This window comes from Devosia neptuniae (assembly GCF_025452235.1).
Taxonomy (GTDB): Bacteria; Pseudomonadota; Alphaproteobacteria; order Rhizobiales; family Devosiaceae; genus Devosia.
The window spans coordinates 2,001,999-2,024,971 of sequence record NZ_CP104965.1 but is presented as its reverse complement, the minus strand read 5'-3'; the positions used below and the strand labels follow the sequence as shown (position 1 = coordinate 2,024,971).

At 62.1% G+C, this 22,973-nt stretch carries 30 protein-coding genes and 1 other RNA gene; 14 read left to right on the top strand and 17 right to left on the bottom strand.

Annotation, left to right across the window (positions count from 1 at the left end; translation table 11 throughout):
* Positions 1 to 6: 6 nt before the first annotated feature.
* The 9 genes from tolR to ruvC all read right to left on the bottom strand — a co-directional run bounded on the left by tolR (position 7) and on the right by ruvC (position 5,496).
* Positions 7 to 456 carry a protein TolR gene (gene tolR / locus N8A98_RS12745; protein ID WP_113120083.1) on the bottom strand — a complete coding sequence of 150 codons (450 nt, stop codon included), beginning with the start codon at positions 454 to 456 and terminating at the stop codon, positions 7 to 9.
* 1 nt (position 457) lies between these two features.
* Positions 458 to 1,159 carry a protein TolQ gene (gene tolQ / locus N8A98_RS12740; RefSeq protein WP_262171968.1) on the bottom strand — a complete coding sequence of 234 codons (702 nt, stop codon included), beginning with the start codon at positions 1,157 to 1,159 and terminating at the stop codon, positions 458 to 460.
* Between the two features lie 207 nt (positions 1,160 to 1,366).
* The gene (ybgC, locus tag N8A98_RS12735) at positions 1,367 to 1,765 is read right to left on the bottom strand and encodes a tol-pal system-associated acyl-CoA thioesterase (RefSeq protein WP_262171780.1); all 399 of its coding nucleotides are present in this window, start codon (positions 1,763 to 1,765) and stop codon (positions 1,367 to 1,369) included.
* On the bottom strand, positions 1,762 to 2,580 hold the full coding sequence (locus tag N8A98_RS12730) for a metallophosphoesterase (RefSeq protein WP_262171779.1): 819 nt from the start codon (positions 2,578 to 2,580) through the stop codon (positions 1,762 to 1,764). Before N8A98_RS12730 ends, ybgC begins: the two co-directional genes overlap by 4 nt.
* A gap of 16 nt (positions 2,581 to 2,596) precedes the next feature.
* Positions 2,597 to 3,634: a Holliday junction branch migration DNA helicase RuvB gene (gene ruvB, locus N8A98_RS12725; RefSeq protein WP_113120080.1), complete on the bottom strand. Its 1,038-nt coding sequence runs from the start codon at positions 3,632 to 3,634 to the stop codon at positions 2,597 to 2,599.
* Positions 3,631 to 4,029 (bottom strand): type II toxin-antitoxin system VapC family toxin, encoded by a 399-nt coding sequence (locus N8A98_RS12720; protein ID WP_262171777.1) that lies wholly within the window; start codon positions 4,027 to 4,029, stop codon positions 3,631 to 3,633. The genes ruvB and N8A98_RS12720 overlap by 4 nt, the downstream gene beginning before the upstream one ends.
* A complete protein-coding gene (locus N8A98_RS12715) occupies positions 4,026 to 4,316 on the bottom strand; it encodes an AbrB/MazE/SpoVT family DNA-binding domain-containing protein (RefSeq protein ID WP_262171775.1) in 291 nt (96 codons plus the stop codon). Before N8A98_RS12715 ends, N8A98_RS12720 begins: the two co-directional genes overlap by 4 nt.
* 59 nt (positions 4,317 to 4,375) lie before the next feature.
* On the bottom strand, positions 4,376 to 4,993 hold the full coding sequence (gene ruvA, locus N8A98_RS12710; RefSeq protein WP_262171773.1) for a Holliday junction branch migration protein RuvA: 618 nt from the start codon (positions 4,991 to 4,993) through the stop codon (positions 4,376 to 4,378).
* Entirely contained in the window at positions 4,990 to 5,496 is a 507-nt protein-coding gene (gene ruvC, locus N8A98_RS12705; RefSeq protein ID WP_262171772.1) for a crossover junction endodeoxyribonuclease RuvC, read from the bottom strand. The genes ruvA and ruvC overlap by 4 nt, the downstream gene beginning before the upstream one ends.
* 165 nt (positions 5,497 to 5,661) lie before the next feature.
* Between ruvC and N8A98_RS12700 the strand changes: the two genes are divergently transcribed.
* Together N8A98_RS12700 and N8A98_RS12695 are read left to right on the top strand one after the other, a co-directional pair.
* Positions 5,662 to 6,417, top strand: a complete 756-nt coding sequence (locus tag N8A98_RS12700; protein WP_162740055.1) for a GGDEF domain-containing protein — start codon at positions 5,662 to 5,664, stop codon at positions 6,415 to 6,417.
* A gap of 74 nt (positions 6,418 to 6,491) precedes the next feature.
* On the top strand, positions 6,492 to 7,271 hold the full coding sequence (locus N8A98_RS12695; RefSeq protein WP_262171770.1) for a GGDEF domain-containing protein: 780 nt from the start codon (positions 6,492 to 6,494) through the stop codon (positions 7,269 to 7,271).
* Positions 7,272 to 7,321: 50 nt separating this feature from the next.
* Here the strand turns inward: N8A98_RS12695 and N8A98_RS12690 are convergent, their stop codons facing one another.
* The 6 genes from N8A98_RS12690 to N8A98_RS12665 form a co-directional block, all read right to left on the bottom strand.
* Entirely contained in the window at positions 7,322 to 8,068 is a 747-nt protein-coding gene (locus tag N8A98_RS12690) for a YebC/PmpR family DNA-binding transcriptional regulator (RefSeq protein ID WP_113120074.1), read from the bottom strand.
* A 72-nt stretch (positions 8,069 to 8,140) separates the two neighbouring features.
* A complete protein-coding gene (locus tag N8A98_RS12685; RefSeq protein WP_262171768.1) occupies positions 8,141 to 8,959 on the bottom strand; it encodes a TIGR00282 family metallophosphoesterase in 819 nt (272 codons plus the stop codon).
* A complete protein-coding gene (locus tag N8A98_RS12680; RefSeq protein ID WP_262171766.1) occupies positions 8,956 to 9,540 on the bottom strand; it encodes a 5-formyltetrahydrofolate cyclo-ligase in 585 nt (194 codons plus the stop codon). The genes N8A98_RS12685 and N8A98_RS12680 overlap by 4 nt, the downstream gene beginning before the upstream one ends.
* A gap of 20 nt (positions 9,541 to 9,560) precedes the next feature.
* A non-coding RNA gene (gene ssrS / locus N8A98_RS12675) (6S RNA) lies at positions 9,561 to 9,718 on the bottom strand.
* A gap of 42 nt (positions 9,719 to 9,760) precedes the next feature.
* Entirely contained in the window at positions 9,761 to 10,048 is a 288-nt protein-coding gene (locus N8A98_RS12670; protein WP_262171764.1) for a type II toxin-antitoxin system RelE/ParE family toxin, read from the bottom strand.
* A gap of 3 nt (positions 10,049 to 10,051) precedes the next feature.
* Positions 10,052 to 10,315, bottom strand: a complete 264-nt coding sequence (locus N8A98_RS12665) for a type II toxin-antitoxin system ParD family antitoxin (protein ID WP_262171763.1) — start codon at positions 10,313 to 10,315, stop codon at positions 10,052 to 10,054.
* Positions 10,316 to 10,444: 129 nt separating this feature from the next.
* Here N8A98_RS12665 and N8A98_RS12660 point away from each other — a divergent pair, with 129 nt between their 5' ends.
* Positions 10,445 to 12,073, top strand: a complete 1,629-nt coding sequence (locus N8A98_RS12660; RefSeq protein WP_262171761.1) for a Na+/H+ antiporter — start codon at positions 10,445 to 10,447, stop codon at positions 12,071 to 12,073.
* On the opposite strand, the gene N8A98_RS12655 is transcribed toward N8A98_RS12660, so the two are convergent.
* Together N8A98_RS12655 and N8A98_RS12650 are read right to left on the bottom strand one after the other, a co-directional pair.
* The gene (locus N8A98_RS12655) at positions 12,070 to 12,447 is read right to left on the bottom strand and encodes a cell division protein ZapA (RefSeq protein ID WP_262171760.1); all 378 of its coding nucleotides are present in this window, start codon (positions 12,445 to 12,447) and stop codon (positions 12,070 to 12,072) included. The two genes, N8A98_RS12660 and N8A98_RS12655, sit on opposite strands and share 4 nt — an antisense overlap.
* Before the next feature lie 4 nt (positions 12,448 to 12,451).
* The gene (locus N8A98_RS12650; RefSeq protein ID WP_113120067.1) at positions 12,452 to 12,739 is read right to left on the bottom strand and encodes a DUF4164 family protein; all 288 of its coding nucleotides are present in this window, start codon (positions 12,737 to 12,739) and stop codon (positions 12,452 to 12,454) included.
* A 196-nt stretch (positions 12,740 to 12,935) separates the two neighbouring features.
* Here N8A98_RS12650 and tkt point away from each other — a divergent pair, with 196 nt between their 5' ends.
* The 11 genes from tkt (at position 12,936) to N8A98_RS12595 (ending at position 22,950) form a co-directional block, all read left to right on the top strand.
* Positions 12,936 to 14,909: a transketolase gene (gene tkt, locus N8A98_RS12645; RefSeq protein WP_262171758.1), complete on the top strand. Its 1,974-nt coding sequence runs from the start codon at positions 12,936 to 12,938 to the stop codon at positions 14,907 to 14,909.
* A 47-nt stretch (positions 14,910 to 14,956) separates the two neighbouring features.
* Positions 14,957 to 15,964: a type I glyceraldehyde-3-phosphate dehydrogenase gene (gene gap / locus N8A98_RS12640; protein ID WP_113120065.1), complete on the top strand. Its 1,008-nt coding sequence runs from the start codon at positions 14,957 to 14,959 to the stop codon at positions 15,962 to 15,964.
* Between the two features lie 109 nt (positions 15,965 to 16,073).
* A complete protein-coding gene (locus N8A98_RS12635) occupies positions 16,074 to 16,685 on the top strand; it encodes a GyrI-like domain-containing protein (RefSeq protein WP_262171756.1) in 612 nt (203 codons plus the stop codon).
* Positions 16,686 to 16,752: 67 nt separating this feature from the next.
* A complete protein-coding gene (locus N8A98_RS12630; protein ID WP_262171754.1) occupies positions 16,753 to 17,289 on the top strand; it encodes a putative glycolipid-binding domain-containing protein in 537 nt (178 codons plus the stop codon).
* Positions 17,290 to 17,355: 66 nt separating this feature from the next.
* Positions 17,356 to 17,646 carry a hypothetical protein gene (locus N8A98_RS12625; RefSeq protein ID WP_262171753.1) on the top strand — a complete coding sequence of 97 codons (291 nt, stop codon included), beginning with the start codon at positions 17,356 to 17,358 and terminating at the stop codon, positions 17,644 to 17,646.
* Between the two features lie 82 nt (positions 17,647 to 17,728).
* Positions 17,729 to 18,931, top strand: a complete 1,203-nt coding sequence (locus tag N8A98_RS12620) for a phosphoglycerate kinase (RefSeq protein ID WP_262171751.1) — start codon at positions 17,729 to 17,731, stop codon at positions 18,929 to 18,931.
* 6 nt (positions 18,932 to 18,937) lie between these two features.
* Entirely contained in the window at positions 18,938 to 19,447 is a 510-nt protein-coding gene (locus N8A98_RS12615) for a GNAT family N-acetyltransferase (protein ID WP_262171750.1), read from the top strand.
* An 11-nt stretch (positions 19,448 to 19,458) separates the two neighbouring features.
* Positions 19,459 to 19,968, top strand: a complete 510-nt coding sequence (locus tag N8A98_RS12610) for a GNAT family N-acetyltransferase (RefSeq protein ID WP_262171749.1) — start codon at positions 19,459 to 19,461, stop codon at positions 19,966 to 19,968.
* A 106-nt stretch (positions 19,969 to 20,074) separates the two neighbouring features.
* Positions 20,075 to 21,103, top strand: coding sequence for a class I fructose-bisphosphate aldolase (locus N8A98_RS12605; RefSeq protein WP_113120059.1), 1,029 nt, complete (start codon positions 20,075 to 20,077; stop codon positions 21,101 to 21,103).
* Positions 21,104 to 21,241: 138 nt separating this feature from the next.
* Positions 21,242 to 21,868, top strand: a complete 627-nt coding sequence (locus tag N8A98_RS12600; RefSeq protein ID WP_262171748.1) for a thiamine phosphate synthase — start codon at positions 21,242 to 21,244, stop codon at positions 21,866 to 21,868.
* Positions 21,865 to 22,950 (top strand): tetratricopeptide repeat protein, encoded by a 1,086-nt coding sequence (locus N8A98_RS12595; RefSeq protein ID WP_262171747.1) that lies wholly within the window; start codon positions 21,865 to 21,867, stop codon positions 22,948 to 22,950. Before N8A98_RS12600 ends, N8A98_RS12595 begins: the two co-directional genes overlap by 4 nt.
* Positions 22,951 to 22,973 lie beyond the last annotated feature (23 nt).

Below are 22,973 nucleotides of genomic sequence, written 5' to 3'. Positions count from 1 at the left end.
GCTGGCCTATTGATCCTGCTGCTGGGTGATAAGGCCGATCTTGGTGAAACCGGCCGCCGACAGCATCCCCATGACCCGCATCACCGAGCCGTAATTGGCCGTGGTATCGCCACGCAGGAAGATGCGGTCTTCCGTGCCATTGGTTGCCAAAGCCGTCACCGTATTGATCAGGTCGGCCTCCGCCACCACGTCGTCACCGACATAGATGGTGCCTTCCGGCGTCACTGCAACTGTGATCGGCTGGGTCTGGCTGGAGAGTTCGGCGGCCGCCGTCTTGGGCAGGTCGATGGGCACGCCCGATGTCATCATCGGGGCGGCCACCATGAAAATGATGAGCAGCACCAGCATCACGTCGACCATCGGCGTGATGTTGATCTCGCTCATAATCGCCTTGCGACCGCGACGGCGGCGGCGTCCGCCCCCGCCTCCACCGCCAGATGCTACACCCATGCCCATATCAGCGGCTCCGTGCTTCGAGCTGACGGCTGAGAATGGTCGAGAATTCGTCGGCAAAGCCTTCCAGCCGGCCGATCATCTTGCCGGCATCGGCGGAGAGCTTGTTGTAGGCGATAACGGCCGGAATAGCGGCAACCAGGCCAATGGCGGTGGCGAACAGCGCTTCGGCGATCGGCCCGGCCACCACGGCCAGATTGGTGTTGGAGGAGGCGGCAATGGCGGTAAAGGCATTCATAATGCCCCAGACCGTACCGAAGAGGCCAATGAACGGACCGGCTGAGCCGACTGTCGCCAGGAACCCGAGACGCTTTTCCAGCGCCTCGCTCTCGCGGGCAATGGCCACGTCGAGCACCTTATCGAGGCGTTGCTGCATGCCCACGAAGGAGGCCGCATTCTGCTCGTGGCTGCGCTTCCATTCCTTCATTGCTGCAACAAAGACGGCGCCCAAACCGCCGGTCGCCTTCTCCGATTGCTGCTGATAGAGCTCTTCCAGCGACTGGCCGGACCAGAACACACGCTCGAACCGGTTCATCTCGGCCTGGGTGCGGCGATAGGTAATGGTCTTGTCCACGATGATGGCCCAGCACCAGATCGAGGCACCCAGCAGCCCGAGCATGACCGCCTTGACGATCCAATCGGCCGCCCAGAACAGTCCCCAGATGGACAAGTCGGCGTGTGGAGCAACAGCTCCAACAGCATCCATGGCTTCCATGAAGTGATCCTTTTCGGCCCGGTCTACATGCCCGACCCACAGGCCACAGGCGATGGGGTCGAAATCTGTCAAAATTAAGAGAAATGCCCATTTGCCGGGCTTTGCAGCGCGGCGAACGGGATCAGTGTCCCTTTGCCGCAATTATGGTCAAGGAGTAGTTAACAAAGAGAGTCAGCGTGGCCTTTATCGCCAGCGCCGCTAGGCCTTAGCGGCGAAGCGGGCGACGAGTTCGCGCGGCAGGCGAGCCGCGCCGCCGGCGGTTTTGATGGCGACGACAACCACATTGGCGCGGGTCAGCACGGTCTGATCACGTAAAATTGCCTGGGTGAGTGTCAATCGTGCACCAGTAATCGCGCCGATTTCGGTCGTCACCGTCAATAGATCATCGATATGGGCGGCGCCATCGAACTGGATGTCCATTGAGCGCACGGCAAAGGCAATGCCCTGCGCCGCGAGTTCGGAATGATGAATGCCCGCATCGCGCAAGAATTCGGTGCGGCCGCGCTCGAAGAATTTCAGATACGCCGCATGATAGACATTGCCCGAAAAATCGGTGTCCTCGTAATAGATGCGGATGGGAAAGCGATGCTGGGTCAAATTGGTCTATCCCCGCCCAGATCGATGACCACGATCTCGGATTTTGTGCCCAAGCGGATCGGCCAGCCGGAATAGCCTAGCCCCGAAGACACGATCAAGTGACGATCCTCCTCCACGATATGGCCATAGACATAGCGGCTGCCATAGCGCGAAGGAACCACCGGCGTCTTGCCAAACAGCTTGACCTGCCCGCCATGGGTGTGGCCGGACAAGGTTAGCGCGACCCGGCCGGGGACATCGGGAAAGATATCGGGCTCATGCGCCATCAGCAGGACCGGCTCGGCAGTGGAGATCTGCGCCAGAGTACCATCCAGGTCCGCGACGCCGTCGGTGCGGGCAAAGCGTCGGTCCCGCTTGGGCGCGAAGGCGAATTGGTCGCCCAACCCCGCCAGCCAGAAGCCGCGCCCGGCGTGATCCAGCCGGACGGCGCGATTGATATAGACCGGGATGCCGGCGGCTATCAGCGCCCGTTCGGCCTCGATCGGCCCATGCGCCAGATCGGCGCGGCGATAGCCGTCATAATCGTGATTGCCCAGAATGGCGTGCACGCCCAGCGGTGCTGACAGCGTGCCCAGATGGGCTGCCCAATGGGCGGCATCCATGGGACGGGAAAACCGCGGCCCCGTGACGTAATCGCCCAGGAGCAGGATGATATCGGCGCCCAAGCCATTGGTTTGGCGACAGAAGGCGCTGAACTGCGCTGGGCCCGTCCAGGGCAGGCAAGCATGCAGATCGGTCAGCACGGCGATGCGCAATGGCAGGTCGTGCGGCCATTGCGGCAGCTCGGGCCGGTAACGCGTGACGTGCAGGGTCAAGAGAGCGCCCTTCGGCTCACGCCTCCGGCTCCTCGAACAGGCTCGCCTGCATCCCGACAAAGCCCTGCGGCACGGCGCGGCCCATATGCTGGAAGGCCAGTCCCGTCAGCATGCGGCCGCGCGGCGTGCGCTGGATGAAGCCTTGCTGGATGAGATAAGGCTCGACGATTTCCTCGATCGCGTCGCGCGGCTCGCTGAGCGCGGCCGAAATGGTTTCGACGCCCACCGGACCGCCATTGTAGAAATCGGCAATGGTGGTGAGATAGCGCCGGTCGAGCTGATCGAGCCCCCGCGCATCCACATCGAGCCGCAACAGCGCCTTGTCGGCCAGTTTGCGATCGATTTCGGCCGCGCCATCGACCAGCGCAAAATCGGTGACGCGGCGCAGCAGCCGCCCCGCGATACGCGGCGTGCCGCGCGAACGGCGAGCGATTTCCAATGCGCCATCGGGCGCCATCGGCATGCCGAGCAGCCGCGCGCCACGCGTGACGATCTGCACCAATTCCTCGGGCGTATAGAAATTGAGCCGCACCGGAATGCCGAAACGATCCCGCAACGGCGTGGTGAGCAGGCCCGCCCGGGTGGTGGCGCCGACCAGCGTGAATTTGGCCAGATCAATCCGCACCGATCGGGCGGCAGGCCCCTCTCCGATGATCAGATCGAGCTGGAAATCCTCCATCGCGGGATACAGGATTTCCTCGATAGCCGGATTGAGCCGGTGTATTTCATCAATGAACAGCACGTCGCGGTCTTCAAGATTGGTCAGCAGCGCCGCCAAATCCCCCGCCTTCGCAATGACCGGGCCGGACGTGGCGCGGAAGCCCACACCCAATTCGCGCGAAATGATCTGCGCCAGCGTCGTCTTGCCCAGACCCGGCGGCCCCACGAACAGCACGTGATCGAGCGCCGCCCCGCGCTGCTTGGCGGCCTGGATGAACACTTCAAGATTGGCCCGCGCCGCCGCCTGCCCGACAAATTCGGCAAAGCCGGAGGGGCGCAGCGACACATCGAGCGGATCATCACGCCCGGCAGCGGGGGAGGTGAGGTCGGTCACGCGAGCAATTCCATTCCCGGTATGCGTTTGGCCGCCGTTTTGTCGAATGTCATGGTGGCGGCACAACCGGCCCGTGACGCGATCTCAGCAATGAGCACATCTGCCAATCCGAAGCGATGAGCGGCGGCAGTGTCGATAGCGGCGAGAACAATGTCCCGCGCTTCGACAGCAAAATCTGCGCTGTCGAGCAGCGCCATGACCGCTTCCAGAATTGCCTGGTGCGGGTAATCGTAGGTTCGCCTGAGCAACCACGCCAATTCCGCGATGACCACGAGGCTGACAAAGGCGGGATCGGATGGCGTCCGATCGGCAAAAAACCGGTTGGCAAGCTCCCGCTGTCTATCGTCGTCATCGACAAACAGCCGGGCCAGAATATTGGTATCGACACCAATCATTCTCTTGTTGCCCGCCTGAACCGCTCGGTGACAGCTTCGGCTATAGCGTCGTCCATGTCCTCGACCGTGACGTGACGGCCGTTAGGCGGCTTGCCCAGAAATCCGGCCAGGTCGACTGCGCGCAACGTCTTAGGCTTTACCACCGCAGTCCCCTCCTGTTCGTTGACGATCCACTCCATCAAGGTGCCCTCCTTCAACTTGAGGAGCGAGCGGACTTCCTTGGGAACAGTGGTCTGCCCCTTGCTGGTCATTTTGGACCGGGCCGAAATTTTCGGGTGTTCATTCATGTTCGCCTCCCAATTCCTTACTTTTTAACATAGTAAGGAATGGCGCTATTCGCAAGGAATCAACTGCTCAACTCCCGCAGGCCCAGGCGGATCAGTTTTTCGGTCGGCGTATCGGCGCCCTCGCGCGCTACGATGCGGGCCAGGGCGGCCGAGGCCTGAGCGCTGGAATAGCCCAGATTGACCAGCGCGGAAACTGCATCGGCCACAGTGCCGGCGGCGCGACCTTCGCCGAGCGCGGTTTGGAGGCCCAATGTGCCGGCATCGATGCCCGGCCCGGTCGGGACCTTGCCCTTGAGTTCGGTGACGAGGCGCACGGCCAGCTTGGGCCCCACGCCATTGGCACGACCGATCATCGCCTTGTCCTGCAGGGCAATGGCGCTTGAAATTTCCGACGGCGACAGGGCCGACAAAATGCCCAGCGCGACGCGGGCGCCCACGCCCTGCACCGTCATCAGCAGGTTGAACCAGGCCTTTTCGGTTTCGCTGGAAAAACCATAGAGCCGGATCATATCCTCGCGCACGATGGTTTCGATGAACACGACAGTGGCTTCGCCCACGCGCGGCAAGGCCTGCAGCGTGCGGCTGGAGCAAAAGGTCTCATAGCAGACCCCGCCGACATCGATCAGCGCGAAATCGTCGCCAATGCTGTCGACCAGGCCCTTGAGCTTACCGATCATGCCAAAGCCCTCAGCCGCTGCTGCGATACCCGGTGATGGGCATGGCAGATGGCGATCGCCAGGGCGTCCGCGGCATCGGGCCCTTTGAATTGCGCCGCCGGCATTAGGGTTCGCACCATCAGCTCCACCTGCCCCTTTTCCGCGTGACCGGTGCCCACGACGGATTTTTTCACCAGATTGGCCGCATATTCGGCCACCGGCACGCCACGGGCCGCCGGAGTCACCAATGCGATGCCCCGCGCCTGGCCGAGGATCAGCGCCGAACGCGCGCCCTGATTGACGAAGGTTTCTTCGACCGCTGCCTCGTCCGGCGCGAACTTGTCCAACACTTCGCCAAGCCCGGCGAACAGTACAGCAAGCCGGTCGGCCAGCGCGCCATCGGTGGGCGGCGTCAACGTACCGGCCGCCACAAAGCTCAGCCGATTGCCCTGCGTTTCGATCACGCCCCAGCCGCAGCGGCGCAGGCCCGGATCGATGCCAATGATTCGTACGCTCGCATTCATGGCTTCATCCTTAGTGTGGCCGGCCCAACTTACCAAGCCGAATGTGAACAAAGCGGCAACAAAACCCGGTGGAAAACCGGGGAAAGATAAAATTGCAGCTAAGCTCACAAGACCATGTTCAACAGCGCCTCCTAGTCTCGCGCTTGGGAATGCAAGGACGAACAGATGACCGGACTCCACCGGAGCCTCCCCAAGCGGGCCTGGGCTCATGTCTATCGTGTGACCGGAGGGATCGTCGCCGTTTCAATCGTCATTTCGATCATTCTGACTAACCTCTTCATGGAAGTCCTTTCGAACGGCGTGAATGTACAGGGGCTGGCTGTCTCGGTGATCATGCCCATCGTGCTGGGCGGCCCGATGACGTTTTTCCTTGTGCTTAAGCATGAGCAATTGCGCTTCGCCAATGAGCAGCTCGCCCATATGGCCACCGTGGACTGGCTGACTGGTTGCCTCAATCGCGGGGCCTTTACCGGCAGGGTCGCCACCTATCTCGACCGGCGCAATCAGCGCCCCGGCGAAGGCGGGGCTTTGCTCATCGTGGATGCGGATGATTTCAAGCGCGTCAATGACACGTATGGTCATCACAATGGCGACGAGGCCCTGCGGCTAATGGCCGGGGCGATCCGCGGCGCCGTGGGACGACATGACCTGGTGGGGCGGTTGGGCGGCGAAGAATTTGGGATCTTTCTGGCGGGTGCCAATCTCGACGCTGCCGACACGGCGGCCGAGCGCATCCGGCAGGCCGTCAATGCCATCGTCTTTGCCCCGGGCGAGGCGCCTTGCCCGCTTTCGGTCAGCATAGGCGGCGCCGCCTATGTCAACCGCACCCGCTTCACCGATCTCTATCGCCTGGCAGACCAACGACTTTACGAAGCCAAGAATACCGGGCGCGACCGCGTTGCCATCATGCAGGCGGCCTGACCATGGAACACCTATTGCATACCTGACCGAACGGCATTTCCCAGCAACTGATTTTCCTCAGCAGCGAGTTTTTCATGCTTCCTTCCAAGACCTTGACTGCATTGCAAAGCTGGTCGGGCGTGGCACGCTCGACCCTTTTTGGGACTCTGGCTTGTGTCGTGGTGTCGGTGGTGTTCAACGCGTTGTTCTTCGATGATCTGGGCGCGCGCGCATTGCAGCGCTCGCTTATCAGCGCCACGGTGCTGCCGGTCATCCTTGGCTTGCCACTGTTCTGCTATGTCAGCCTCAAATTGCGGGACCTGGCCACCACCAATAAGCGCCTGGGCAAGGTCGCCCGCACCGATAGCCTGACCGACTGCCTCAATCGCGGCGCCTTCACCGCCAAGGTCGCCACCCAATTGGCTAAAAGCCAGAAACACCCGAGCGGCGCGCTGCTGATGATCGACGCCGACAATTTCAAGGCGATCAATGACCTGTTCGGTCACGATGCCGGCGACGAAGCGCTGACCATCATCGCTCGCTCGATCCGCGCCGTGCTGCGCAGTGGAGATCTGGTGGGCCGCATGGGTGGCGAGGAATTCGGCGTCTATCTGCCGGGCGCCGATATGCGCGACGCCGAAGTGATCGCCGAGCGCATCCGCCGCTCGATCAACCTGGCCGTGTTCCAGCCACACGGCCGGCTACGCTCGCTGTCGGTCAGCGTCGGCGGCGCCGTGTTCGACCAGCCCACCAGCTTTTCTGAACTGTTCCATATCGCCGACCAGCGCCTTTACGGCGCCAAGCAGACTGGCCGCAATCGCGTGACCATCGCCCATGCCAGCGATTATCCGGTGCTCGACCTCAAAATCGCATGAAAAAGGCGACGCCGCAGCGCCGCCCTCAAAATTTCCAGCTCGAACCGGCCTCAGCCCTCAAGCTTGGCCATGTCTTCTTCGCTCATCTCGAAATTCGAATAGACGTTCTGCACGTCATCGTCTTCTTCGAGCGTCGCGATCAGCTTCATCAGCGTCGCGCCCTTTTCGGCGTCGATCGGGGTCTTGGTCTGCGGCTCCCAGATGGCCTTGACCGATTCGGCCTCGCCCAGCACCTTTTCCAGTGCGGCGGCAACTTCCACCATCGCCTCGAACGAGGTGTAGATATAGTGGTTTTCCTCGTCGCTCTCGACGTCGTCGGCGCCCGCTTCGATGGCCGCTTCCATCACCTTGTCTTCAGAGCCGACCTTGGCCGGATAGGTGATTTCGCCAATCTTGTCGAACATGAAGCCGACCGAATTGGTTTCCCCCATCGCGCCGCCATTCTTGGAGAAATAGGAGCGGACATTGGAAGCGGTGCGATTGCGGTTGTCGGTCAGCGCCTCGACGATGATGGCGACGCCGCCGGGGCCATAGCCCTCATAGCGGATCTCATCATAATTCTCGCCATCGCTGCCGATCGCCTTCTTGATGGCGCGGTCGATATTGTCCTTGGGCATGGACTGGGAACGGGCATTGGTCACCGCCAGACGCAGACGCGAATTGAAGGCCGGGTCGGGCATGCCCATCTTGGCGGCGACGGTGATTTCGCGCGCCAGCTTGGAGAAAATCTTGGAGCGTACCGCGTCGGACTTGCCTTTGCGGTGCATGATGTTTTTGGCGTGGGAATGGCCTGCCATTCGAAACCCTCGGAACAGTCGGAACTTTGAATTTGGCCCGCTTATAGGGGCAGGCCGCCCAAAAATAAAGCGCTAGCCGAAGTCTGGCTCTGCCTGGGCCAGCGTGCCGCCAAGGCGCAGCGGCAGCACCCTGCGAGCAAGCCCCGTGCGCGGATCGGTTTCAACGGCGACGCCGCACAGCGTTGCCTCCCCCTCGGCCGGAGTGAAGCGGCCATTGGGAATGCCGGTGAGAAAGCGGTTGAGCGGTTCGTCGGTTTCGCTGCCGATGATGGAATCGAAATCCCCGCACATGCCCGCATCCGCCATCAGCGCCGTACCGCCGCGCAGCACGCGCTGGTCGGCTGTCGGGATATGGGTATGGGTGCCGACGACGAGACTGACCTTGCCATCGAGAAACTGCCCCATGGCCTGGATTTCCGAGGTCGCCTCGGTGTGAAAATCAACGATAATCGCATCGGCCTGCTCGCCCAGCGGGCAGGCGGCGACAGCGGCTTCTACGGCCCGGAACGGATCGTCGGCCGGCCCCATGAAGACGCGGCCCAGCGCATTGATCACCAGTACGCGATGGCCATTGCGGCCCTCGACAAACATCGCTCCGCGCCCCGGCGTGCCCGGCGGCATATTGATGGGGCGGATCAGCGTCGTCTCGCGCTCAATGTAGGAAATAGTCTCGCGCTGATCGAAGGCATGATCGCCCAGGGTGACCACATCGGCCCCGGCATTGCGAATGGCGTTGAAATGCGCCTCGGTCAGGCCCTTGCCATGGCTGGCATTCTCGCCATTGACCACGGCGAAATCAAAGCCATAGCGCTCGATAATGCCCGGCAGGCGCTCATTGATCGCGTCGCGACCGGAACGGCCCATCACATCGCCCAGAAACAGAAACTTCATTGGCCGGCGCCAAAGCGGCGGAGGCCTGTTTCGGTGATAATGGCATCGAGCGGAATGTCATGCGCTTCGCGCGGGAGTTGGTGGAACTCCTGCGCGGCAAAGGCGAGCCCGATCAGTTGCGGTTTCTTGGTCATGCGCACGATAGTCCTGTCGTAATGGCCCTTGCCATATCCCAGCCGTGTGCCCGTACTGTCAAAGCCCAAAAGCGGGATCAGCATGATATCGGGCTCCACCACAGGCGCCGTTTCGATCGGCGCCAGCGTGCCGAAGCCGGAGGGATAAAGCGCCTCCCCATCCTGCCAGAGGCGCATGGTGAGCGGCTGATCGCCTTCGGTCACCGGCAGGCAGACGGGCTGGCCTGAATCCATCAGGCGCACCAGGATTGGCCGGCAGTCGAACTCGTCGCGGATCGGCCAATAACCGGCCACGATCCAATCGGGTTCGAGCGTGATGCTATCAAAAAAAGCCTTGGAGGCGGTTGCGGCGGCCTCGGCGCGGATATCGGCCGAAACGGCGGCGCGGGCGGAGCGCGCCTTGTCGCGCAACCCCGCCTTGGCGTCTTCGATGTAATCGTCAGCCATGCGCGCCGCTCGAAACAAAACTAGGTGCCACCCTGGCCGTGGGATATGCGATCCCGGGAACCTACTTTACGTAGGTGGGCGCCGTATATCTAAGCCCAGGGGCTCAGTCAGGGACAGCTCCCATGAGATCGTTAAGGCCCCGGGGATATTGTTATCCACACGCACCGGGCAGCACCAAAGATATAGGCGCTTCAGCGGCCGGGTGCAAAGGGGGAACCTGCTAAAGCTGTTCAAACCAGTTCTGCAGCCCATGGAGTACGCGCAAAATGATCACGTTTTCGGCTTCGACAACGTATAATATGTTATGAGCGCCGATGGGCATTAGCCTGATAGATCCCGCCGCGCTGTGACGCTCTACTGCCATGTAAGGATTGGCGGCCAGCATGTCGAACATGTCCACCAGTTGAAGTTCGTAGAGCTCAGATTGAGCAAATCCGAACTGCTTGGCGCCTTCCGCAGCAATGTGATCGATGTCGGCAATCGAGTCGGCCGTTAGTATCCACGCCACGAACTAGGCGCTTTTCTTCTGGCCGACAGCCGCAGCCGCCTTTTTGCGCATTCGCGCCAGCAACTCATCCCGGCTCATTTCGACTATGCCACTGGCAAGAGCGCTATCGACCATTTGCTGCAATTTTGCTCGAGCCTCAGCCCGCTCCTGATCCCGTCGGACGAGATCGCGCACATAATCGCTGGAATTGCCGTAGCGGCCCGTCTCGACCTGGGCCTCCACCCATTCCTTCATCGCGTCGGGCAGCGAAACATTCATCGTGGCCATGGGCAGTCTCCTTCCCGTCCAAAATAGGCCGATTGGCAAACTTTGCCAAGACCGGTGATTTTACGGCCCTCCCCTTGCCGCGTGCTGCGGGTGACCCCACTATCCCACGCGCTGTTGCGGGTCCCGTTCATGATTGCCCAGATTCTCATCGTCATTATTGCCGCCATCGCCGTCACGGTCTTTGCAGAGCGGCGCGATATCCAGCCGCCTTTGCTGGTAGCCATGGTGGGGCTGGCCGCCTCGTTCATTCCCGGCATGCCGAGGCTGGAACTGGAGCCGGAGATCATTCTCGGCCTGGTGCTGCCGCCCATGCTGTTCTCGGCAGCGGCCGATTTTTCGTTTTTCAGCTTCATCAAGCGGCTCGGCTCGATCGTCAATCTGGGCGTGTTCCTCGTCGTGGCGACGACCTTTGCCGTGGCAGGCGTTGCCAGCTTCGCCATTCCCGGCATGACCTTTCCCGTCGCCCTGGTGCTGGCCGCCGTGATCGCGCCGCCCGACGCGGTCACCGCCATTACCATTGGCCGCAAGGCAGGCTTGCCCTCGGGATTGATGACGGTGCTCAAAGGCGAAAGCCTGATCAATGACGCGGCCGCGCTGACCCTCTTCGCCGCCGCCGTTGCAACGGTGGCCGGCACGCCCGCCTTTATCGACAATCTGACGCTCTATTTCATCTATTCGGCCATCGTCGCCATCATTGTCGGGGTCGCCTTGGGCTGGGCGGTGCAATCCTTCCGCGTCCGGCTGAGTAATCCCTCGCTTGCCACCGTAGTTTCCGTACTCACCCCGTTTGCCGCCTATTTGCTGGCCGAAGAATTGCATGCTTCCGGCGTTATCGCCGTGGTCGCGGCCGGGTTCTCGCTGGGTCACAACGCGGCGGCGGTCAGCTATGCCGAGCGCATGCAGGAGCGCCAGTTCTGGCGCACCATCGATACCCTGCTCGAGACCTTCGTCTTTGCCTATATCGGCCTGCAATTGCGTTTCGTGATTGACGACGCCCAGGGTGCCGGCTTCGAATTGCCCGAGCTGCTGGCTATTGCCGGGCTGATCCTGCTGGCCACCATTGTGGTGCGCTTTGCCTGGATTTACGGCACCGCCGTGCTGGGCCGGCTGCGGCATCGCGGGATCGAAAAGCGACTCCAACACGTCAAGGCGCCACGCGGCCGCCGCTTCGAATTGCTCGCGCCCTTCAGCTGGAAGGAAAACCTGGTCCTCTCCTGGAATGGCATGCGCGGCGTGGTGACCCTAGCCGCCGCGGCCGGTATTCCGCTGCTGACCGCCAGTGGCGAGGAATTCCCCTGGCGCGACGCCATATTGGCACTGGCCTTTCTGGTCACCATTGGCACGCTGCTATTGCAGGGCCTCACCCTGCCCTGGCTGATCAAGAGGCTCGACGTGTCCGATCCGCGCGATGCCGAGCACGAGCAGCAACAGCGCAATCTGGCTCGCTCACTGTCGCTGGAGGCTGCTAATAGCGCGGTGGACGATTATCTGCGCGACAACGATTCAGAGGATGACCGGCGGCTTGGCGAGATGATGCGCCGTCGCATGCCTGGCAACCAGAAGCTCGCCGGCACCGACCGCAATCTCGACCGCGCCAAGATGCTGACGCTCAGCCAGACCATGCTCGCCGCCCGGCGTAACCGGCTGATCGCAGCCCGCGATGCCATGGAGCTGGACGACAGCGTGGTGCGCGAAATGCTCGAACAGATGGATCTGGAACAGGCGGTGGCCGACAATATGCAGAGCCGGATGCGCTAGCCCTGCGGCAGCGGCGCCGTTTCGTCGAGCGCAACAGCCGCGCCTTCAAGCGCCCGCGCGGCATCGCCGAGCTTGGACGCAAATTTGTGTTCCAAGGCCTCATATTCGGCGGCAACTTCCTGCCCGGCCCGCGTCAGCACGACCACTTCGGTCTCGAGCGCCTTGATCTTGCGCTCGGCCTCGGCCAATTCGTCGACGACCGCGATGCCGGCCATGACCGTCAGGCGATTGTCGCCGATTTCCCCGACGGCGCCCTTGAGCGCTTCGACCTGGCTGTTGAAGCGCTCGGCCAGCCCGATCAGGTGTTTTTGCTGGCCCTCTTCACAGGCCATGCGATATTTGCGGCCATTGATCTCGACATTGACTTCAGGCACCGGTCTACTCCGCCTTGGCCAGCACGTGCCGGACCGTTTCCATCGCCTCGACCAGGCGGCGCGACACATCATGGGCGCTGTCATCAAGCCGCTTGGCTCGCGCCGAAGCCTTGTCGAGTTCGGTCGCTAGCCGCGCCCGCTCCTGCACCAGCCTTTGGGTATCGACCTCGATACGATTGAGCTGCCGCATCCGCGTATTAAGATTTTTGACGCTCTGATCCAGTCGCGCCATGGCCCGGTCGAACCGCGCCGTCGCAGCCGTCAGCCCATCTTCAAGTTCATTATCGCTCATCGCCGTCAATGCCTTTCCGGCTCATCGGGCCCCTGCCGAATCCTGCCTCAGCCATGCCGCCAATGCAACCACTGCGCCAATCGGCCGTCATTGACAGGCAATCCTAACCTGTTATGCCTCGAACCGCCTTTTGGGAGGAGGCGCCCCACGCCTCTTCTCCCCAGTTTTAGAGCAATTCAAGAGAGCGGAAGCCGCGATGACGAACTCAGCCCAGCAGAACGATTTGGCCAATGCGATCCGGTCCCTTTCCATGGACGCCGTCGAAAAAGCCAATTCCGGCCATCCGGGCCTGCCCATGGGCTGTGCCGATATCGCCACTGTGCTGTTCACCAAGGTGATGAAGTTCGATCCCGCCGACAGCAAATGGGCTGACCGCGACCGCTTCATCCTCTCGGCCGGCCACGGCTCGATGCTGCTCTATTCCAGCCTCTACCTGCTTGGCTACGAAGACATGACCCTCGACCAGGTCAAGAACTTCCGCCAGCTCGGCTCCAAAACTGCCGGCCACCCCGAATATGGCCACGCTACCGGCATCGAAACCACCACGGGCCCGCTCGGCCAGGGTCTGGCCAATTCGGTCGGCTTTGCCGTCGCCGAAGCCAAGCTTGCTGCCGAATTCGGCTCCGACATCGTTGATCACCACACCTGGGTTCTCGCCGGTGACGGGTGCCTCATGGAAGGCATTTCCCAGGAAGCCATTGCCCTAGCCGGCCACCTCAAGCTCAACAAGCTGACGGTGATCTGGGACAATAACTCGATCACCATCGACGGTGCCGTGTCCAATTCCGACAGCACCGACCAGATCGCCCGCTTCAAGGCGGTGCAGTGGAACACCATCGAGATCGATGGCCACGACCAGGACGCCATCGAAAAGGCGCTGCTTGCCGCTAAAAAGAGCGACAAGCCGACCCTGATCGCCGCCAAGACCACGATCGGCTTCGGCGCACCCAAAAAGGCCGGCACCGAAAAAGTGCATGGCGCTCCGCTCGGCGCCGAGGAACTGGCCGGCGCCAAGGCGGCGCTCGGCATCACCTATCCCGCATTCGAAATCCCCGCCGAAATCCTGGCTACCTGGCGCGCTGCCGGCACCCGCAGCCAGAATATTCGCGGTGAATGGCAGTCCCGCCTCGCCGCTCACCCGCAAAAGGCCGAGTTCGAACGCCGCATGAAGGGCGACCTGCCCGCCGCATTCAAGCCCGCTATCGACGCCTTCAAGAAAAAGCTCGTCGAGGACAAGCCAAAGGTCGCGACCCGCAAGTCGAGCCAGATGGCGCTGGACGTGATCAATGCCGTGCTGCCCGAGACCCAGGGCGGCTCGGCCGACCTGACCCACTCGAACCTGACCAATACCAAGGAAATGGTGCCGTTCCAGGCCAATAACTATCTTGGCCGCTATATGATGTACGGCATCCGCGAGCATGAAATGGCCGCCGCCATGAATGGCATCGCGCTGCATGGCGGGCTCATTCCCTATGGCGGCACGTTCATGGTCTTTACCGACTATGCCCGCCCCTCCATCCGCCTTGCCGCGCTGATGGAAGTGCGCTCGATCTATGTCATGACCCATGACTCGATCGGCCTGGGCGAAGACGGCCCGACCCACCAGCCGGTGGAACATTTGACCGCCCTGCGCGCCATTCCCAACCTCTTGGTCTTCCGCCCGGCCGATGCCGTGGAAGCGCTCGAATGCTGGCAGCTGGCGCTGGAATCGACCCATGCGCCGTCCATCCTGGCCCTGTCGCGCCAGAACCTGCCGGCCCTGCGCACCGAATATCAGGCCGAAAACCTGTCGGCCAAGGGCGCCTATGTCATTGCCGGCGACAAGAATGCTGATGTCGTGATCTTCGCCACTGGCTCGGAAGTTGCCATCGCCGTCGAGGGCCAGAAGCAGCTCGCCGAGCAAGGCATTGCCGCCAAGGTCGTGTCGGTGCCATCGATGGAATTGCTGGCCAAGCAGTCCGATGCCTACAAGGCCGAGCTCTACGGCAATGCCAAGGCGCGCGTCGCCATCGAAGCCGGCATCGAAATGAGCTGGAGCAAGCTGCTGGGCGACAAGGGCCGCTTCATCGGCATGCATAGCTTCGGCGCCTCCGGCCCGATCGACGCGCTCTATGATCACTTTGGTATTACGGCCAAAGCCGTTGTTGAAGCCGTCACCGCACAGTTGTAAGAGAGCCCCGCCTCCCTTTTCCACCTCCCACCTTTGAGGAGCCTCCTATGGCAGTTCGCGTCGCCATCAATGGTTTTGGCCGTATCGGCCGCAATGTTCTGCGCGCCATCATCGAATCCGGCCGCACCGATATCGAAGTCGTTGCGATCAACGACCTCGGCCCGGTCGAAACCAATGCCCATCTGTTCCGCTTTGACAGCGTGCATGGCCGTTTCCCAGGTACGGTGACGGTTGATGGCGACACCATCGATGTGGGCCGTGGCCCGATCAAGGTGACTGCGGTCCGCAATCCCGAAGAGCTGCCGCATGCCGCCATGGGCGTCGATATCGCGCTCGAATGCACCGGCATCTTCACCTCCAAGGAAAAGGCCGCGCTGCATCTCAAGGCCGGCGCCAAGAAGGTGCTGATCTCGGCGCCGGGCGAAGGTGCCGACCTGACCGTGGTCTATGGCATCAACCACCAGAAGCTGGCCAAAGAGCACATCATCGTCTCCAACGCCTCCTGCACCACCAATTGCCTGGCCCCGCTCGCCTATGTGCTGAACGAGACCGTCGGCATCGACAAGGGAATGATGACCACCATCCATTCCTATACCGGTGACCAGCCGACCCTCGATACCATGCACAAGGATCTCTATCGCGGCCGCGCTGCGGCCCTGAGCCAGATCCCGACCTCGACCGGCGCTGCCAAGGCCATTGGCCTGGTGCTGCCCGAGCTCAAGGGCAAGCTGGACGGCGTCTCGATCCGCGTGCCGACCCCGAACGTGTCGCTGGTGGACTTCAAGTTCATCGCCAAGCGCAACACCACGGCCGACGAGATCAACGAAATCGTGCGCAAATATGCCGATTCCAGCCTCAAGGGCATTCTGGGCTACACCATCCACCCCAATGTCTCGATCGACTTCAATGGCGACAGCCATTCCTCGACCGTGGCGCTGGACCAGACCAAGGTGATGGACGGCAATTTCGTCGCCGTACTGTCCTGGTACGACAATGAATGGGGCTTCTCCAACCGCATGGCCGATACCGCCGTGGCGCTGGGCAAGACGCTCTAAGCTTTCGCCTGAAATGAACCAAGGGCCCCGTCGCTTTGCGGCGGGGCCTTTGTGCTGCTGACAGCTTTTGTCATATCGATTTGTTCTATGACGATCAGGAGGGCTTCGCATGGACAAGATCGATTTCAAGACCGAACTGAAGCATCTCTACCAGCCCGGCTCGCGGGATTTTGTCTTTGTCGATGTGCCCGCCATGAGCTTCGTCATGGTCGATGGCGAGGGTGACCCGAATACGGCCGAGAGTTATCGAGTGGCCGTGGAATGGCTCTATTCGGTGAGCTATGCCATGAAATTCGCCTCCAAGGACCTGGGGCAGGACTATTTCGTACCGCCGCTGGAAGGCCTGTGGTGGGCCGATAGTCCCGGTGATTTTCTCGCCCGTAACAAGGCGAACTGGCACTGGACCATGATGATCATGGTGCCCGATTTCATCACTCGCACCATGTTTGATGCCGCCGTCGAGAAATCTGCCGAAAAATTGACCGAGGCGCCGGCCAGCCTGCGTCTCGAGACCCTGGACGAGGGCCGCGCCCTGCAAATCATGCATCTGGGCAGCTATGATGACGAAGGCCCGGCGCTTGAGCATCTGCACGAGGTGGAAATGCCGGGGCGCGGGCTGACCTTTAATGGTCATCACCACGAAATTTATCTCAACGACCCGCGCAAGACCGCGCCCGCCAAGCTCAAGACCATCCTGCGCCAGCCGGTCAAACCTGCCTGAGCGCTTGCCAGTGAGGTCTCCGCGCCCCTAATCTCCGCTCAAAGCCACCATTTCCCCGAGATGCCGCATGAGCCTAGACCGATCCATCCGTTGGCGTGGTCTTGATCCGGTCAGCCTTGAGCATTGCCACGTCATCTCGACCCCGCGCGACACCCGCATTCGCGGCGCCATCGTCACGCCTACCTATGGCCTGTTCTACCGCATCAAGCTGGACGATACCGAGCAGGTCCGTACGGTGAGGCTCGAGCGCACCGATGGGGCCGTGCTTGAGCTATTTTCCGACGGCGCCGGCAATTGGTCGGATGACCGCGCCGAACCGCTGCCCAACCTGGCGGGCTGCATCGACATCGATATCTGGCCGACGCCGCTGACCAATTCACTGCCCATCTGGCGCAGTCAATGGAGTATCGGCACGCCGCAACGCTTCGCCATGGCCTGGATCGACGGCGACGAAATGACAGTGCAGCGCAACGAGCAGATCTATACCAAGCTCGATGACAGCCATTTCCGCTTCCAGGGCGCCAATGGCTTCGAGCGGGTGCTCGAAGTGGATGGTAATGGTCTGGTGCTCGACTATCCCGGCCTGTTTGCGCAGGCGCCCTAGCCGTCATCGCAGAGTCATCAAATCAGCCCAAAATCGGCCTCGTTCATGTCGTTGGGGCGAGCAACCATGTTCCAGATCATGCGGCACATCTTTGCGGGCCTGCCGATTGCGTCGGTCCTGATCGGCTTTGCCGGGCAACCTGCGGCTCTGGTGGTGCCGCCCGCGCTCACCGCCGGGTTCGTGCTGATCCGCGACCGCATCATCCGCCGCCGGGTGGGCCTTGCCGCCTGGCCCAGCGATGGCTTTGCCCGCCATGTGCTGGTTGATGACCTGGGCTGGTTACTGTTCCTGACCTTGGCCGGCCTGCCGCTCTTCTTCATCGGCGCATTCCTGCGCGGCGTGCTCATTGCGGCCTGACACCGCAATTTTTGCCGCCCCGGCTTCCCCCTCCTCTCACGCTCTGCTACGCCACGGCTGATATTTCTCCGGAGGCCCGACTGTGACCGCAACCTTCAAGACCCTCGACGAACTCGACCTGACCAACAAGCGCGTGCTGCTGCGGGCCGACCTCAACGTCCCGGTCGCCGATGGCAAGGTTAGCGACGCCACCCGCATCGAGCGGCTGGTGCCCACCATCCGCGAAATCGTCAAGCATGACGGCAAGGCCATCCTGCTCAGCCATTTCGGTCGCCCCAAGGGCAAGGTCGATCCTGAATTCTCGCTGGAGCAGGTCTGCTCCGCCGTGGCCGACCAGACCGGCCACCCCGTCGGCTTTGTTGCCACCGACTGGAACGATGTCAGCGCCGCCAAAAAGGCGATCGACGCCGCCCCTGCCGGCTCGGTCCTGGTGCTCGAAAACACCCGCTTCCACCCCGGCGAAGAAGCCAACAATCCCGAATTGGCCCAGCGCATGGCCAGCCTTGGCGATGTCTACGTCAACGACGCCTTCTCGGCCGCCCACCGCGCTCATGCCTCCACCGAAGCGCTGGCGCATCTGCTGCCGGCGGCGGCGGGCCTGGCCATGCAGGCCGAGCTCGAAGCTCTCGAGGCAGGCCTGGGCAAGCCGAAAAAGCCGGTGGTCGCCATTGTCGGCGGCGCCAAGGTCTCCTCCAAGATCGATCTGCTGGAAAACCTTGTGACCAAAGTCGATGGCCTGGTCATCGGCGGCGGCATGGCCAATACATTCCTGCATGCCCAGGGCCATGGTGTCGGCAAATCGCTGGCCGAAAAGGACCTGGCGGAAACTGCTTTGCGCATCATGGACAAGGCCATCGATAGCGGCTGTGCCATCATCCTGCCGATCGACGCTGTGGTTTCCTGGCATTTCAAGGCCGATAGCCCCACCCGCCTCTATGGCGTGGACGCGATCGATCCCGACGGCATGATCCTTGATATCGGCCCCTCCTCCATCGAACGCATCACCGGCGCCATCGACGATGCCCATACCGTGGTCTGGAATGGCCCCATGGGCGCCTTCGAGATGAACCCATTCGACGCGGGCACCGTGGCCATCGCCAAACATGTCGCCAAACGTACCCATGACGGCAAGCTGGTCTCGGTGGCCGGTGGAGGCGACACGGTTTCGGCCCTCGCCCATGCCGGCGTCAAGGACGCCTTCACCTATGTCTCCACCGCCGGCGGCGCCTTCCTCGAATGGATGGAAGGCAAGCCCCTGCCGGGCGTTGAAGCGCTGAAGAAGTAGGCAGACATGCCTCATCCGGTGGTCGCTCCGACGCTGACGACCGAACGGCTGACGCTGCGCCCACAACGGCGCAGCGACTTCGATCTGCTGGTTGCGCTCTATACGACCGACCGCTCACGCTTCGTCGGCGGCCGCAGAGCCCCAGCCGTCGTTTGGCGGGACTTCATGAACTCGGTGGGCCATTGGCCAATCTGTGGCATGGGCGGTTGGGCGATCGACATTACGGCGAGCAGTCAATGCATCGGCGAAGTCGCCGTGTGCCGACCTCCAGAATATCCCGAGACCAAAATCGGCTGGGTGCTGTTTGAAGGTTTCGAACGGCAAGGCTTTGCCCTCGAGGCGGCAAAAGCCGCCAGAGACTACGCGCGCCTGACGATCGCCTCACCAAGTCTTGTGTCCTACATCGACCCCGACAACGCCCCCTCGATCAAGCTCGCTCAGCGGCTGGGTGGCCAATTGGACAAGGCGGCCGCAACGCCGAATGGTGATGCGTGCCTGGTGTTCCGCTATTGGTAGGAGTGCCAGCCATGCAACTGGTCAGCATCGACCATTCCGAGCTTGGCGGCGCGTTGGCAAGGCAGACCCAAGATCTGCTTGATCTGGCATTTCCCGACATGGCCGGACAATATTACCAGGGCGAGATACCCCGGAAGCTCATTCTGCTGCTGGATGATGACACGGTTGTAGGGCATCTCGCAGCCTATATCCGACAGGTGAGCGTCGGCGGAGAGCCCATGACGATTGGAATTCTGGGCGGCGTTGCCATCGCGCCGAACTATCGCGGCAAGGGGCTGTCAAAGCGTCTCATCGCAGCGGCACACCAGTTCCTGGTCAACGCCAATATTGGCTTTGCGGTGCTCTTCGCGTTCGAACCCGAACGCTATCTGTCATCGGGCTATCGCCGCATGACCACGCAAACGCGGTTCACCGAGCACGGAGAAATCAAGCAGTTCGTCTATCGCGGCGGCATGGTCGCTGAGCTTGGTGATCGACCATGGCCCGACGCCCTGCTCGATCTAAAAGGGCCCACGGTCTAGTCTACCATACAAGATACATCTTTCGTCTAATAACCCTAGGTCTAATCGAAGCCGGCGTGACGAAAGTCTAATCTGCCACCAAGTTCACCACTTGAGGCTGATATCCATGACGAAGTCGCTTAACGCCATCGCGCAGAAATTGATGGAATCCGGCAAAGGCATTCTGGCTGCCGACGAATCCGAAGGCACCATCGGCAAGCGTTTCGCCAAGATCAACCTGCCCAATACGCTCGATCTGCGACGCGACTATCGCGAGATGCTGTTCCGCTCGACCAATGCGATGCAGAACTACATTTCGGGCGTCATCCTGACCGAAGAGACACTCGAGCAATCCGCCGCCGATGGCACTGCGTTCCGCGCCATTCTGGCCGATGCCGACGTCATTCCCGGCATCAAGGTCGATCGGGGCACGTTCCCCATGCCCGGCGATGGCGGTGAAAAGATCACCGAGGGCCTTGATGGCCTGCGCCAACGCCTCGCCCGCTATGCCACCCTGGGCGCCGGCTTTGCTAAGTGGCGGGCCGTCATCACCATCAATGACATCGCCCCCACCCGCAACAATATCCGGGCTAATGCCCATGCGCTGGCCCGCTATGCCATTCTCTGCCAGGAAGCCGGCATCGTGCCGGTGGTCGAGCCCGAAGTGGTCGGCGATGGCGAGCCGGGCAACCATTCGCTGGAGCGTTGCGCGACCGTGACTGGTGAGGTGCTGGAAAACGTGTTCAAGGAACTGCGCCTCGCCGGTGTCGATCTCTCCGGCATGCTGCTCAAGCCCAATATGGTGCTGCCCGGCATCAATTCGCGCGATCGCCCTTCGGTTGAGGACGTCGCCAAGCGTACGGTCGAAGTGTTGCGCGAGCACGTGCCCGCTGCAGTGCCCGGCATTGCGTTCCTCTCGGGTGGGCAGACCGACGAAGAAGCCACCGCGCATCTGTCGGCCATGAACCGCATCCCCGGCAAGCCTTGGCCGATGACCTTCTCCTATGGCCGCGCGCTGCAGAACGTTGCCCTGCGCACCTGGGCCGGCCGCCGCGAGAATTTCCCCCAGGCCCAGGCCGCCTTCAGCCACCGCGCCCATATGAATTCCCTGGCGGCGCTGGGCACCTGGACGGGCGAGCTGGACCGCGCCGCCTGACATAAAGTTCCCTGCGACGTTCTCCCAGTCGCATCTGAAATGCGCGCCTCCCTCCCGGAGCGCGCATTTTCTTTGCGCGAGCCCTGCCACTTCGCCTATTGCAAGAGCCGTCCCTTTTGTCGCCAAAATGGCGATCTATTGAGCACGCGCGTCGAGTATCCGGAAGCCATGGCCCCTCAGCTTTATCTCATCACCCCCGCTGCCGCCGATCCGGAAAGCTTTCCCGCTCTCCTGATGAGCGTATTGAGCGCTGCCGAAATCTCCGCGCTGCTGGTGCGCCGGGGCGAATTGGCTGACGCGGCCTACGCCGCGCTTGCCGGCAAGATCGTCAATATCGGCCAGGGCGCCGGCTGCGCGGTTCTGCTGGAAAACGACACGGCACTGGCCAAAAAGCTCGGCGCCGACGGTGTGCACGTCACGACTGGCAGCAAGGATGCCAAGGCCGCCATCGCAGCGCTCAAGCCTGCCGCCATTGTGGGAGCCGGCAATATCACCAGCCGGCATGATGCCATGACCATGGGTGAACTGGACGTCGACTATGTGTTCTTCGGCCCGTTGCACGGCCCGACTGACGCCGCAGCGGCCGATCTGGCGCAATGGTGGGCCGAGACCTTCGAAATTCCCGCCGTGTTCAGCGATCCGGCGGCAACCAGCGGGCTGCATCACGGCGCCGAATTCCTCGCCCTTTCGGACTCCATCTGGTCCGCCCCTTCTCCGGCCGCAGCCATTGCCGCGATCGCCGCTTCGTTCGAGGAAACTGCATGACCCGGCTGCTCCCCGCCATCGCCCTGCTGCTGGCGCTCGCCCCCCTGCCCGCTTTGGCGCAGGACGAAGCGGCCGAGGCCATCAGCAGCGAGGTCTTCGGCCCGCGCGCCAATGTGGACTATGCCTTCGGCGCATTTCAGCGCGGCTATTTCCTGACGGCGCTTGAATATGCCCTGCCGCGCGCCGAAAAGGGTGATGCCGCCGCCCAGACGCTGATTGCGGAAATCTACGCCAAGGGCCTGGGCGTGACGCAGAATGATGAAAGCGCCGCCAGCTGGTACCAACTGGCCGCCAATAATGGCGGCGTGCTCGCCATGTTCGAGCTGGCGCTTTACTATCAGGACGGCATCGGCGTGCCCAAGAACCGCGCGCGCGCCGCCGATCTGTTCAAGAAATCCGCCGAGGGCGGCTATATTCCGGCCAAGTACAACCTGGCTTTGCTGCATGTCGAAGGCATCTATGCCTCGCCCAGCCTCACGGAAGCGGCAAGCCTGATGAAGGAAGCCGCCGACGCGGAATTGCCCGAGGCGCAATATGACTACGGCACCATGCTGATCGAAGGCGCGGGCCTGGCACCCAACGAGGCCGAAGGCGCCAAATATGTCAAGCTGGCGGCCGAGCAGGACCTGATCGCCGCCCAGATCGATTACGCTACCTTGCTCTATCTCGGCCAGGGCGTGGAAAAGAATGTCGAGGAAGCAGCTAGCTGGTATCAGCGCGCTGCCGAGGCGGGCAACGCCGTGGCGCAGAACCGCTATGCCAAGCTGCTGGCGGTGGGCGAGGGCGTGCCGCTCAGCCTCGAGGACGCGGCCATGTGGCGTGCTTTGGCGCGGCGCCAAGGGCTGTCCGATCCATCGCTCGACCGGCTGCTGGTCTCCATTCCCAGCGACCAATTGGCCAAGGCGGAGGAGCGCGCCCGCTTCTGGCCCTCTACCCCGCCAACCGCCGAAACCATTGCCACTATTCCCACCACGACGCCGGCGCCGCAGGACGGCCCGCCAGTGCTGCCGGCGCCGACCGACCCGAACGAGGCCCCTGCCGCGCCGGCCGAGCAAAGCAGCGATCCGGCACCCCAACCGTAAAACCCTTGAACCTTTGGGCATTC